The sequence below is a fragment of the Mastigocoleus testarum BC008 genome, from assembly GCF_001456025.1.
Classification (GTDB): Bacteria; Cyanobacteriota; Cyanobacteriia; order Cyanobacteriales; family Nostocaceae; genus Mastigocoleus; species Mastigocoleus testarum.
In genome coordinates, this window is the sequence record NZ_LMTZ01000114.1 from 25729 (window position 1) to 39147 (window position 13419).

At 37.4% G+C, this 13419-nt stretch carries 10 protein-coding genes; 4 read left to right on the top strand and 6 right to left on the bottom strand.

Translation table 11 applies throughout. The annotated features are described in order from the left end of the window. Positions 1 to 158: 158 nt before the first annotated feature. Positions 159 to 1787, bottom strand: a complete 1629-nt coding sequence (radA, locus tag BC008_RS28515; protein ID WP_082650657.1) for a DNA repair protein RadA — start codon at positions 1785 to 1787, stop codon at positions 159 to 161. Positions 1788 to 1956: 169 nt separating this feature from the next. On the opposite strand from radA, the gene rpaB reads away from it, so the two are divergent. From rpaB to BC008_RS28530, 3 genes are all read left to right on the top strand, one after another. Next, positions 1957 to 2685: a response regulator transcription factor RpaB gene (rpaB, locus tag BC008_RS28520; RefSeq protein WP_027842178.1), complete on the top strand. Its 729-nt coding sequence runs from the start codon at positions 1957 to 1959 to the stop codon at positions 2683 to 2685. Positions 2686 to 3105: 420 nt separating this feature from the next. After that, positions 3106 to 3753: a cofactor assembly of complex C subunit B gene (locus BC008_RS28525; RefSeq protein ID WP_027842177.1), complete on the top strand. Its 648-nt coding sequence runs from the start codon at positions 3106 to 3108 to the stop codon at positions 3751 to 3753. A gap of 123 nt (positions 3754 to 3876) precedes the next feature. Then, the gene (locus BC008_RS28530) at positions 3877 to 4395 is read left to right on the top strand and encodes a DUF456 domain-containing protein (protein ID WP_027842176.1); all 519 of its coding nucleotides are present in this window, start codon (positions 3877 to 3879) and stop codon (positions 4393 to 4395) included. 277 nt (positions 4396 to 4672) lie between these two features. On the opposite strand, the gene BC008_RS28535 is transcribed toward BC008_RS28530, so the two are convergent. The 5 genes from BC008_RS28535 to BC008_RS28560 all read right to left on the bottom strand — a co-directional run bounded on the left by BC008_RS28535 (position 4673) and on the right by BC008_RS28560 (position 11071). Then, positions 4673 to 5431 carry an LEVG family PEP-CTERM protein gene (locus BC008_RS28535; RefSeq protein WP_027842175.1) on the bottom strand — a complete coding sequence of 253 codons (759 nt, stop codon included), beginning with the start codon at positions 5429 to 5431 and terminating at the stop codon, positions 4673 to 4675. 642 nt (positions 5432 to 6073) lie between these two features. Then, complete coding sequence (gene nblB / locus BC008_RS28540) at positions 6074 to 6739, bottom strand: phycobilisome degradation protein NblB (RefSeq protein WP_027842174.1); 666 nt, start codon at positions 6737 to 6739, stop codon at positions 6074 to 6076. A gap of 113 nt (positions 6740 to 6852) precedes the next feature. After that, entirely contained in the window at positions 6853 to 7317 is a 465-nt protein-coding gene (locus BC008_RS28545; RefSeq protein ID WP_235595951.1) for a CBS domain-containing protein, read from the bottom strand. Positions 7318 to 7597: 280 nt separating this feature from the next. Then, positions 7598 to 8644, bottom strand: a complete 1047-nt coding sequence (locus BC008_RS28550) for a M42 family metallopeptidase (protein ID WP_027842172.1) — start codon at positions 8642 to 8644, stop codon at positions 7598 to 7600. Between the two features lie 921 nt (positions 8645 to 9565). Beyond that, positions 9566 to 11071, bottom strand: coding sequence for an S-layer homology domain-containing protein (locus BC008_RS28560; RefSeq protein WP_235595952.1), 1506 nt, complete (start codon positions 11069 to 11071; stop codon positions 9566 to 9568). A gap of 1027 nt (positions 11072 to 12098) precedes the next feature. On the opposite strand from BC008_RS28560, the gene BC008_RS28565 reads away from it, so the two are divergent. After that, positions 12099 to 13295 carry a histidine kinase gene (locus BC008_RS28565; RefSeq protein ID WP_027842170.1) on the top strand — a complete coding sequence of 399 codons (1197 nt, stop codon included), beginning with the start codon at positions 12099 to 12101 and terminating at the stop codon, positions 13293 to 13295. Positions 13296 to 13419: the final 124 nt, after the last annotated feature.

Genomic DNA, 13419 nt, shown 5'->3' on the forward strand with positions numbered 1-13419 from the left:
TCTCACTTGTAGGGGCGCACCGATGTGCGCCCACAACATGCCGACGCGCGCTTCCACAGACCGCAAATTATGGAATTTCCGATCAAAAAATATATTACTGATAAGGGCGCACAGCGGTGCGCCCCTACAGGTCACATAGTTATCAGTTTTAGCGATGGCTAAAAACCTATATCCCCCGGTATCTCGTCAACCTCATCCTTCGATATTTGGTCAACTTCCTCCCCCGATATTCGCTTCACTCCATTCTTCGGTACTCGCTTAACTCCATCATCATCAGGTTTCAAATCTTCCTCAGTTACAGTCTGCTGGGGAATTGCAGCAATAATCGCATCTATTACCTTCGCTACAGGTAAAATCTCAATATCTAACTCTGGAAATTTTTGTCCCTTCGGAACGATCGCGCGTTTAAATCCTAGTTTTGCAGCTTCCTTCAGACGTAATTCCATTTGGGATACGGGACGTACCTGTCCTCCTAAACCAACTTCACCAATCAGCACCGTGCTGGAATCAACAATGCGATCGCGGAAACTCGCCACTAATGCGATCGCAACTCCTAAATCGACTGCTGGTTCTTCCACATTTAAACCACCTGCAGATGCAACATAAGAATCTAACTTAGACATGGGAACCCCCACCCGTTTTTCCAGTACCGCCAAAATTTGCACTAAGCGGCTGTAATCTATCCCAGTACTGGAACGCCGAGGAGAAGTATAACTAGTGGGACTTACCAAAGCTTGCAATTCCACAACTATCGGGCGAGTGCCTTCGCAAGCAACTACAATCGCAGTACCTGGCGCTGGATCGTCGCGATTACCAACAAATAATTCGCTCGGGTTGGGAACTTCCCGCAACCCATTAGTGACCATTTCAAAAATGCCTATTTCGTGGGTCGCACCAAAACGATTTTTAACAGTTCTTAACAATCGGTGAGAAGCAAATCTGTCACCTTCAAAATACAGTACCGTATCAACTAAATGTTCTAATACTTTTGGTCCAGCAATAGCTCCCTCTTTAGTTACATGACCTACGATCAACATTGTGATATCTTCATGCTTTGCCACCTTCATTAAAGCTGCAGTACATTCCCGTACCTGAGCGACTGAACCAGGGGCAGAAGTTAGTCCGGGGAAAAACACTGTTTGAATACTATCAATGACAGCTAAATTTGGTCGAAGAGACTCCAATTCCTTGAGGATTTCCTCTAAATTTGTTTCGGGTAATATGTATAAATCTGCTAAACTTTTGGATACCTTTTTATTACCATTTGTATCGTTTGTTTCTTTAGTTTTATTATCTTCTTCGCTAACGACATTTAATACATCAGTAACGCCAAGTCTGGAAGCCCGAAGTTTGACCTGTTGTCCTGACTCTTCCCCAGAAATATATAAGATTCGATATCTCTGCGCTAGTTCATTTGATACTTGCAATAATAAAGTAGATTTACCGATACCTGGATCGCCACCAATGAGTACCATCGAACCAGGTACAACCCCGCCACCAAGAACTCGATCCAGTTCTCCATACCCAGAAGGCCAACGGGTCACTTGACGGTCGCTAATTTGGTCAAATTTTAAAGATGCTCTTGGTTGAGGTGTTTTGACTGCTTTGGTTTTTCCTTGTGAAGAATGCCACGAACCCACACCTCGTGAAGGTAAATCTGTAGATGATTGGATAAGAACTTCTTCTTCTAAGGAATTATACGTACCACAAGCCGGACATTTTCCAAACCATTGAGCAGATTCAGCACCACATTCATTACAAACATAAATTGTTTTTGGCTTAGCCATTTTTATCTAATTAAATAATCTTAATTTTTCATTAAGTTTGCTTACGAGCTTAAATACAATAATGACAGGACTTGCAGATTTTTACGACATAATAATTGGAATGATATCTTAATAGTATGGTAGTAAAAATTAATGTTGAAAAATTTTTCGTGAAGGAGCGTCGAGAAAATTGGAAAGTCATAAGGAAAAAATTTTAGTAGTAGATGATGAAGCCAGTATTCGCCGCATTCTGGAAACTCGTCTTTCGATGATTGGCTATGATGTTGTAACAGCCGGTGATGGTGAGGAAGCTCTAGATACGTTTCACTCTTCTGAGCCAGATTTGGTAGTTTTGGATGTAATGATGCCAAAGCTCGATGGTTATGGTGTATGTCAGGAGCTACGAAAGGAGTCAGATGTTCCCATCATCATGCTTACAGCTTTGGGAGATGTAGCAGACCGGATTACTGGGTTGGAATTAGGCGCGGATGATTACGTTGTTAAGCCATTTTCCCCCAAAGAATTAGAAGCTCGAATTCGCTCGGTATTGCGTCGGGTAGATAAAACCAGTGCTTCAGGAATTCCTAGTTCTGGCGTAATTCATGTTAGTACCATCAAAATCGACACCAACAAACGCCAAGTTTACAAAGGTGACGAGCGCATCCGTTTGACGGGGATGGAATTTAGCTTATTAGAATTGCTAGTAAGTCGTTCTGGCGAAGCTTTTTCCCGTTCCGAAATTTTGCAAGAAGTCTGGGGATACACCCCTGAAAGACACGTTGATACTCGTGTTGTGGACGTACATATATCACGTCTGCGCGCAAAATTAGAGGACGATCCGAGTAACCCAGAATTAATTCTCACTGCGCGGGGAACTGGGTATTTATTTCAGCGAATTATTGAACCAGGGGAGGAGTAAAAATTATTGGAGTTAGGAGTTAAGAATTAAGGATTAAGAATTAAGGGTTAAGAATTAAGAGTTAAGAATTAAGGGTTAAGACTTAAGAATTAGGAGTTAGGGATTAAAGGATTAAGGATTAAAAGTTGATAATTAAGAGTGAAATATTATATTCAGTAGCTCGTAATTGATACTTACAGATTTATAATCCCAAATTCATTATTGTATGATTTATATTTCTAGGTTCGTAATTCTCAGTTCATAATTCTCAATTAATTATTCTCAATTAATTATTCTCAGTTCATAATTCTTTAATTCCATAATTCATAACTCATAATTCTAGAATTCATAACTTTTAACTTTTAACTCTTGACTTTACACTGTTGAATGCTGTAGACGTAACCCTTTGTAAAAAGTCAAAGAGCGTAATTTTTATTAACTATGAGTAAAAACGATCAAAATAAAGTTTTGCGGCGTCTACCCATAGTTGTTGGAGGGCTAGGCGCTACACTTTTATTAATCAATCGTCTATATACACCGACACTAACTGTATCTCAAGCACGGGGAGATGTACTTGGTGTAATTTTAAGTGCAGTTTTAATTTTAACGGGTTTAATTTGGCTGCAAGTACAACCTAGAATCCCAGATGCAGTAGAACTAATTGGTGATGAAGGGTTTGAATTACAAGAAGATTTACCGGAAATAGTTAAAACAGAGCTCGCTTGGGCTTCTCATTTATTGCTGACGAACACAGTTACCTGTTCGATTGTGGTTTTATATCGAAGTCGCGTTCTGTTGCGTCGCGGTGTTTTGGGTCCCTCTTCAGAAGTTAATCCAGGAGCAATTTTAAAAAGAACCCTAGAAAAGGAAAAACCTATTTATTTAGTTGATTTAAAAGTGTATCCGGGTAGGGTTGAATTTGATTATTTACCACCCAATACTCAAGGTGTCATTTGTCAACCAATCGGTTCTGATGGTGCATTAATCTTAGGTGCAAATGCTCCTCGCAGTTATACCAAGCAGGATGAAAACTGGATTACCGGAATTGCGAACAAATTAGCTGTTACCCTAAGTGATATCAATAGTTAATAGTTGACTGTTACCAATTACCATATGCCGCTTGCGGCGGCACGCAGTGCTATTACCAATTACCAATTACCCATTAGCTATTACCTATTACCTATTACCTATTACCACTTAAAAAATATGCAAATTCAAATTATATATTGGTTGTTAATAGCCTTGATGATGGTAGGAATTATCGGTGCGGTTGTTCCCGGTATACCTGGAATCAGCTTAATTTTAGTTGCGGTGATTATTTGGGGAATTGTTAAAGGCTCCTTTGCTGCGATCGAAGTACCTGTAATAGTTACAGGTGTAGTGTTACTTATAGGTACAGCAGTAGATTTTTTAGCTGGTTACCTGGGTGCAAAAAAAGCCGGTGCTAGTAAGTGGGGACAAATTGGTTCATTCGTTGGTTTGCTGCTGGGGTTTTTTGGTTTACTCCCAACTTTACCAGTCGGTGGACCATTGCTCGGAATGCTAATCGGTCCTTTGTTAGGTGCAATTATTGGTGAATTTATTTATCAACGTAAATTACTAGTAGCTTTAAAAGCTGGAATTGGTATTTTCGTTGGGACTCTAGTAGGAAATGTGATTCAGGGAATATTAGGAATTACAGCAGTTGTGATTTTTGTTTGGACGACTTGGTCTCAGGTTTTTGGTACATGAGGCTTTTTCTTATGATTAGCTTAGTTTGAGTAGATTGGTTTAAATAAAAATAAAAAAAAAGTAGATAAAGTAACTAATTACTGTCTTAGTTACATTATCTACTTGACACAAAACTGAAGAGAAGAGAAGAGAAAAAGAAATTTAAAATACGAAATTAAATAGATACAACACCCTGATGATTTATATAAAGCTAAATTAAAAACCTGTTAAAAATGCACTTATCTGATAGGGTATTTTCTCTATATTTATTGTCCCAAGAGAAGAAAATTAGCAATATTTAAGCAGTTTTAGAAGAGTTGTTGTGTTTTCTTCTTAAACCAAACATACCTGCTATAGCTAAAGCTCCAATACTTAAAACAGTTCCTGGTTCGGGTACGCTAACTTGTAAATTAACACCATCACCAGTACTGGAAAATTTAGTGCTATTGTCACCGGGGTTACCCAATTGGACGACGAAAGAATCTACATTATTTAAAACAAGATATTGAGTCTCATCATCACCAGCAGCAGGAAGAAATATAGGCTGAGAATTACTATCACCATTCACCTGAAGAATGCCAGTAAATGGAGATTCTTCTACATCTAAAAATGATAATTTAACTTCATTAGCTGTTTGGGCAAAATTAAATTCAAAAACCCCATATTCTAAGCGACCATTTTCAATGACATTATTGTTATTATCATAAGCAACAGGGCGGAACCAAAAAGCATCAGTTTGGGGATTTGTACCTTCATCCGTCTGATTAAAATTAATTTCTAAACCCCAAGTATTAGTTGTACTTTTTTTATCTGAGAAAAGTCTACTGAATCCATAGTTATCATTACTTACTGGATCTTTACTAGTAACTGTATAACCTAAGGATGTTGTATTGATACAATCCGCATTATCCACAATACAAGACATATTGGTAAGTTCAATCTCACCTTCTCTTTGTGGAACTAAGTTCATAGCTTTAGCTGCAGACATAGAGCCTAAAACACTTAATCCAGCAGTAGATACAACTAATGTCTTGACCAATAAGCTTAACTTTCGCATAATCCAAACCTTTTATTAAAGCAATTGATGTGATTTAAAAATTTGCTTGTTTTCTCTTAAGCATGTTTGTATCTTATTTCTATCTCCGTAATTATGTCATCAAAAAAATCTAGTATTTATTGCATCTTGATTTGAAAAACAATTTTGGGAAAATTACTGATAACGAAACCTACAAATGATACAAATTTATGTTAAAAACATGTGTTATTTTCATAAATAAAGAGATATTTATCTGGAATGCAAATATCTTCTTTAAGTATGAGAATTTATTCGATAAAAAATATATAAATCAATGAAAAGTTTTTATTTTAATTTTTAGAGTTACAGGTTATCGACCAACAAAACATAGCTTTATCTATAAAATACAAGTAAAATTTTCCCATTTTGAAAGGAAATATGTTAGCGGGAAATATGTAATATATTTAGGGTAATTTTCTATTTAGGATAATTTTCGTTTACTATCTTTTCAGTAGATGAAATACAAGATTTGATTTGATAGCAAAGGCAAGGGAAAATATGTACCTATCTTCGACCTTAGTGATTCAATAAAATTACTAGAGACGTACTACTATTGATGTCATCCATACATAGTGACAATGTACGTCTCTGCAGAAAATATATTTGTTAAAAACTGGTTTTTATTCAAGAATCAGTTAGACATCTTTTTGCTTCTTTCGCCACAGCTTCTTCCGTATCATTTGCCAAAGTCTCTATAATTGACTTTGCTTCTTCTCCTCCCAGTCTGCTCAAAGCTTGTGCAACTCGATAACGAATTTGCCAATCAGAATTACTAGCATAGGGTGCTAATAAAGGTACAGCTTCTACATTTCCTAATTCTCCAAAAGAACTAATCGCTGCTGTTTGCACCAATTCATTATCAGAAGCGAGAGCTTGGGTAAGTAAATCAAAAGCTTTGGGATCTCCCATTTCTCCCAATGCTGCAATAATACTAAATTGAATAATCCACTCATTAGTTTTTTGGTACATCTGTTGCAAATCGTCAAAGGCTTCGTGCAACTTTAAAGCACCCAAACAATCAGCAGCAGCAGCTTGAACGTCTATTTCCGAATCATTAAGTAAGCGATCGCGTAAAATCTGCAAGGACAAATCTAAATCTTGTCCGCCAAATGTATCAAGTTGACTAATTGCTGAATAACGTACCCGAGAATTAGGATCGCCAATAGCACCTTGAAGTAATTCAAAAGCAATAGCTGGCTCAAGATGACGAATCTGATTAACTCCACGAAGACGATCGCCCAAATCTTCGGAGTTCAATAATTGTTTAACAGATTCAGGATTTATAGTCATTTGTTATTTTTCCTTTATTATTTGTCACTTGCTATTTTTCATTTGTCACTTGTTTTTTGAATGGCGATCGATTAATTACCAATTACAAATTAACAGTGACAAACGCTCGATAATTAATCTTGTTCAGCAGCCATTGCTCGCACTATATCACCTCTGGTGAGTATCCCAATTACTTGACCTTCAGTATCAACTACTGGTAGGCGTTGAACCTTGCGATCGCGCATAATTTTTGCTGCATCCCTAAGAGGTTTATCTGGAGTAGTGCTAATAGCTTTATCATTCATTACTTCACCAACTGTTTGTCCGAGTGACTTATGTAAATCGCGCTCAAAGGTAGCTGGATTTTTTAAATAAATTACACTGTCAAGAAACATAATATATGCCGGAGGTGTGACACCTGTTTCTTGCCACATCAAGTCCGTCTCCGAAATAATACCTACTAAATTTCCAGCATTATCTACTACAGGCAGCCCACTAATACGTCGTTCTGCTAAGGTTTTAATTGCTTCGGTCAATGGAGTTTCACGTTGAACAACAATTGGATCGCGGGTCATTACATCGGCAACGGTTTTAGGCATTTGTTTAAATTAGTTCTTAGTTCAAGTTTGCTGGAATCATTGTAGAAAATTGCGACTCAATAGCCGATACCTTTAATAGATTGTTACTTATTTCAGGAAACAGTGAACAGTTATCAACGATGAACTCTAAGTGTTACTTAGGCTGTAGGTATGTAGACAGCTGCGTAAGCAGCTTAGCTAGCTGTCAACTGGAACTCGTAGGGGCGCAATATTAACCATAAACTGTTAACTGTTAACTGGTAACTGTAGTCCGTAAGGGCGTGGCGTCAGCCATAAACTGTCAACTATCAAATTCTGTTTCGCAAAAGACTTTTAGTAATTTGATGCAATTAGCGATCGCACCTAAATGAGCAATTTCATAGCCGTGGGTATTTTGGGTGGGAAAAGCCAAACAAGCTCCACGAGGAATATGACCAAATTTCATAGCGATCGATGCGTCGGAGCCAAAACCACTCAATGTTGCTAGTTGGATCGGCATATTTACTTGTTGTGCTGAAGACCGCAACTGTGCATTGAGAGTATCATCGTAAACACCATAGCCATCTTGAAACAAGATTACAGGTTTTTCGCCATCTTCAATGGGATACTCTGGAGCAAGAGGACAAATTTCTAAAGCAATTAGAGCATCCAAACACTGGTTCTGACTGAAATACATTGCCCCAATTGCTCCAACTTCTTCTTTCGCTGATGCAACTAAATAAATGTCTACTGCTGGTTTTTTTACCTGTTCTGCCAAAGCTAGTAAAATTGCAATTGATGCTTTGTTATCCAAGGTATAACTGGCGATGTAATCTTTTAATCTCACCGGAGATTTACGATGTTTGCCAACGACAACTTTAGTCCCTGGATGAATTCCCGCAGCTTCTAATTCTGCAACCGTACATTTAGTTTCAATCCAAGCATTTTCCCACTTCAGCGCACTATTTTCCTGTTGTACTTTTTGTGGAGATTCATGGGAAACATGACGAGAACCAAAACTGAGGATACCACTGATGGTTTCCTTATCTCCGAGCAAATCCACAACACCTTCACCATAAACCCATGGGAATGAACCCCCTAACCTACGAACTTCAATTTGTCCTTTCTTAGTAATATTTTTAACTATAGCCCCAATTTCATCTTTGTGAGCCGTAATTGCAACTGCTCGATCTGAATTTTTCCCGGGAATTTTGGCGATAATGTTATCGGCGCGATCGCGCCATGCTTTAATTCCCAATGTATCAAATCTCTCCATCAAGAATTGGTTAATTTCTTTTTCTGCACCACTGGGAGAATGGTGCATCACTAGTTCTTCAATAATGTTGAATAAATCTTGGTAATTGTGCATCAATTGAATGCAAGACTATGAACAAACGCTTTAGATTTTACAGAGCTTATATTAGGGCTGAGACAAATAACATTTAAAGCTTCTTTTTTCGATACTGTACTTATATACTCAGAATAGAGTGTATAATTTATTCTTTTAATACGTAACTAAGTGATTGATACGCTAGTAATCTGAAAACGATATATTATCCATATTTGGTTATTAATTAGTATATTTTCATCACATTTATCAAATAAGCAATTAAACCTTCCGGCAAATATTTATTGAATACTTTTATCTCGAAAAAAGTCTACACTAATTTGTTTTACAGCTTTGTAAAAAGTGTGCTGTAATTTTATAATGCCATTTTTATTTATAAGTTTATATATCGAGGTTTTTTCTATTTTGAATGATTACTTTTTAATTACGTAAATGTTTCTATAAATATGATTTTATATGAAAATAAGGGATTGTTCCTTTGTTTTTATATGTACATTTTATCCCTGCAAAATTTTTATTCTCGCTACTGAAAATAGATAATGCTTATATTGTCTGGCTAAGTAGTTTTCTGATTTCTATTTTTATTATGCAATCAGTAAAATATCTGAATCAATTTATTACTAACTACTTTAACGAATTTTATACTTAGATAATCTTATTGAATTTAGTAATTTTTATCCCAATTCTGTTTCATAATTTAGCCGTAGTTCAATATCTGGAATTAGGGACTGGAATTTTATTTACCAACAACTATCAAGTGTTACCAAGACTACTAGCAAATAGGAATGACAATAAAGCGAGAGCGCAAAAAAAGAAAAATTTCACGATCGCATACAAGCTTGAACTAGCTTTCAAAAATACAAATTTGTCATAGTCACTAAAAACAAACTTCGGTACTATTTAGGATACAAGAAAGTAAGTGTATTGTATCCGACCGCTTCCTTATGGTGTTGAGTTCAAAGCCAGAGCATCTCGTGCTGAGACTCCTTCACCTTCGGTCCCGAAATACCATAAAGCAGAAGCAGCTTCCGCACGGGTCACTGGTTTTTTTGGTTGGAACAAAGTAGTGTAGCCAAAAACCCGACGAATATTAGCTTTGTCGCCATTTTGGAAATCTGCTAACACTGCTCGCAAAGCCCTGGAACTGATTTTTGCTGAATCTTGGAAACCCCATGTTTGTTTTACACTTTCCAAACTTGCGGTTGGTAGAGCCTGACGCACGTCTAAAGGTACTTTCCACAAAATTAGTTGCTCCCGGTTCAGAGGTGAATTGGGCTGGAAAAGCACTTGTGTCGAATCACCTGATAACGAACTGGGAATAATACCTGCTTCTGCTAATCCTTGGATTACGCCAAAATCTGGGTCGGTTTTTGAAACGTCTCTAAAGACTGGTTTAGTACTTGCTGAAGCTAACCGAATTTGTTTTGTTGGGTCATTACCATGCATCTTATTGTAGGCGGTTATTAACCATCTTGCATATTCGCGACGGGTAATATTTTTTGCTGGTTCAAATTTATTGATATTGGGATTGCTTACAGTAGAATTATCTGCAGCAGAATTAGGAGTACTTTTATTTTGTTCGGAGCCAATATCGAAGTTTATTGTTAAAACCCCCAATTTTGCCAGGTCTTGAATTTTTTCTTGTTGTTGTGGTGGGATTTTATCGACGTCGTTAAAATTTTGCCTTGCTTTGGTTGCAGACCCACTGCTATTTTCCGAGTTTTTATTTTTCAAATTTTCCGAAGATTCAGAGGTCCCAGCATTATTTGCGACTGATCCAATAAAGTCTGCAGAACCGGGGGGGTTAGGTGAGTTTTCACGATTGCGATCAGGATTATTTTGTGTTGTTAATTTCCCGCCATTTATGTTTTCAACTAATAACTCAATATTTGTTTGTATTGGACTAGTTGGTATTTGATCAGTTGGTGTTTGATTAGCTTGTGTTTGATTGGTTTGTGGTTTTTGAGCTTGGGTGTTGTTTACTGACTTGGGTTGGATGGAAATTTTGACTTGAGTGTCATTAAGCTGCGCAGCAATAATTCTTGGCGTTTCATCTTTTGATTTTTGCAAAATTTTCCAACCATTTTGCTGTAATTGCTTGATGTAAAAATTACTAACAATATTACTGGGGTCAGAGCTATGCCAGCGAGTTGATAATCTTGATGTAGGACCTTCAGTTGAACTAGCTTCCTCAAGAATTGCATTCGGATACTTCAGTTTTGCGGGAAAACCAACTGGTAGCTTAGAAGATATTTGATTGGGCTGTTTGCTTTTAGACTGTTTACTTTCGTCGCTGACTGGTTTCGCTGCAAAAATATTGGGTTTATCTTTAAGCTTAGGGTCAGGAGCCAAAGATTTTTCGACAAAACTATTCGCACAACCGCTCAGGGAGGTTAATAAAATTGCCAAACTAAGAAAAATAACAGAACGAATATACAGAAATAACACTGAAAATCACATAACTCGTGCCAATACCTAAGCTAGCGCAGATTGATTAACTTTTGAGTGACCATTTGTAACTTCATAGTGATAGCTCTCTCTATTACAAATATCATCTACAAATTTCATTACTCCATCGCCAGGATACCAACTTTAAACTTTTTCCAAATTAAAAAATGCGTCGATTAATAACCGCATTATCTTCAATGATAAATTAATACTGCTGGCAAAAAAATTTCCCTATTTATGACACCATTTAAGAGTACTTATTATTGACCCCAAACAGGTCATGGGAGCCAGAGAACCACAATTAATCGCGGGAGTCTTCAAGAAGTGATAACATAGAATTAAAACTATTATTAGCTTCACTCAAGGCGAGAATCCACAGTGTCTTACGATCCTGTATTCCAATTAATATTGAAGCTTCAAAGCGTTGCTGTTGGTAAATTTAATGCGGCAATATACACACCATAATAATCCATCGAGGAGATAATATTCCAAACTCGCTGGACTTACTAATAATTGTTTCTGAACAATTACGATCTTTAGGTCTAAAAATGAGCAATGTATTTAAGTTCAGACTAAATGGACTAATGCAGTCTGCTTTTCTTAATGCACAAAAGCTATCAGATTATTGTATTGCAAGGAGCCTATAAACTATTGATCGAGCATTGACCCTTTGGGTGTTAGCAGTTTTTTATACTAAAAAAAACATCTATGTACTATTGTACGTACTAACTAGGTGTAGTATAAAACCTAGCTATCAGTCTTGACGAAATTTTTTGATTCGGAGATGATGACGACTGAGATTTATTCCTGAGTCGAAATTAATGAGCAGAGACCGTAAGGCAATTTCCCATGCACAAACATAACAACATCTACTACATAATATTAAATACCAATTTAAGAGAATAGGACCTGAAAAATCTAAAATAGATATTAAGTTTAAAAAAAAATTATTTCCAGCGACCGCTATTTTTTATATCAACTACTTTTAAGGGTCGTCGGGTTGTGACAAGTACTCAGACAAGATTTCATGCAACTTTCCCAGGATCGGTTCGCATATACTGATGCTCCTCTACAGCTGATACTGTTTATTGATGGGCGACCCAAGTCCGGACAACAGGTGCAGCGTATCCGGTCTTACTTAAAAGAGTTAGAGGCAGAGTATCAGTTCGAACTGGAAATTGTTGATGTTGGACAGCAACCTTATTTAGCAGAACACTTCAAATTGGTTGCTACACCAGCTTTAGTAAAAATACATCCTGAACCGAGGCATATTTTGGCTGGCAGTAATATCGTCAGTCAATTAAAAGTATGGTGGCCCCGTTGGCAAATTTCAGTGGATATGTATTTTAAATCACAGGTTGGTATGATAGAAGATACTGATAATATAGGAGATATAAGCAAATTAAACTCTTCAGTGTCGGGAATTAAATCACTTGCTGTTTCAGCAGAACTGATGAAGCTATCAGACGAAATTTTCCACTTGAAGCAAGAGAAGGACAAGCTTGAGGAGCAATTACAATTCAAAGACCGGGTAATTGCTATGTTGGCGCACGATCTTCGTAATCCCTTGACAGCAGCAGCAATTGCAGTTGAGACTCTACAATCTAATTACAGTCAGGAAAAAGGAATATTTAAACGTTTGACGCCTCCTCTGGCAGCTAAGTTGCTCAGACAGGCACGCACTCAAACACGAATAATTGACAGGATGATCGCAGAACTTCTCCAGGTTGGGCGGGGAAAGGAAACAAAAATACCAATAGTCCCCCAAAAAACAGAAGTTGGTAAGTTATGTGGTGAGGTGATGAGTGAATTACGTCAGCGTTATAAAGCAAAATCTTTGAAATTGGAGAGAGATATTCCCGAAGATTTGCCGTTAGTCTATGCAGACCCTGAGCGGATTCGTCAGGTTTTAATCAACCTTATAGATAACGCAATTAAATATACCCCTGAAGGTGGTGTTATCAGTATTTCTGGGTTACACCGTACAAGCCAAAAAGTTCAATTTAGTATTGGTGACAGTGGTCCAGGTATTCCTGAAGAGAAGCGAGAGCAAATATTCGAAAACCACTATCGCTTAGAGCGGGATGAAGAAAAAGACGGCTACGGAATTGGTTTGTGTTTGTGTCAGCGAATTATTACAGCCCATTACGGTCAAATTTGGGTGGAAGAAGCTCCCACAGGTGGTGCTTGGTTCCACTTTACTTTACCTGTATATCCGACCTAGTATAGCGTTACGCGCAAGTCATTAGCGGATCCACAGTGACGTAGCCGATGTCCTAACCTCATTATGTAGTGCTATAAAAACGTAGCTTGGAAAAATTATCTTGGAATGTAAAAAATTCTGTCCA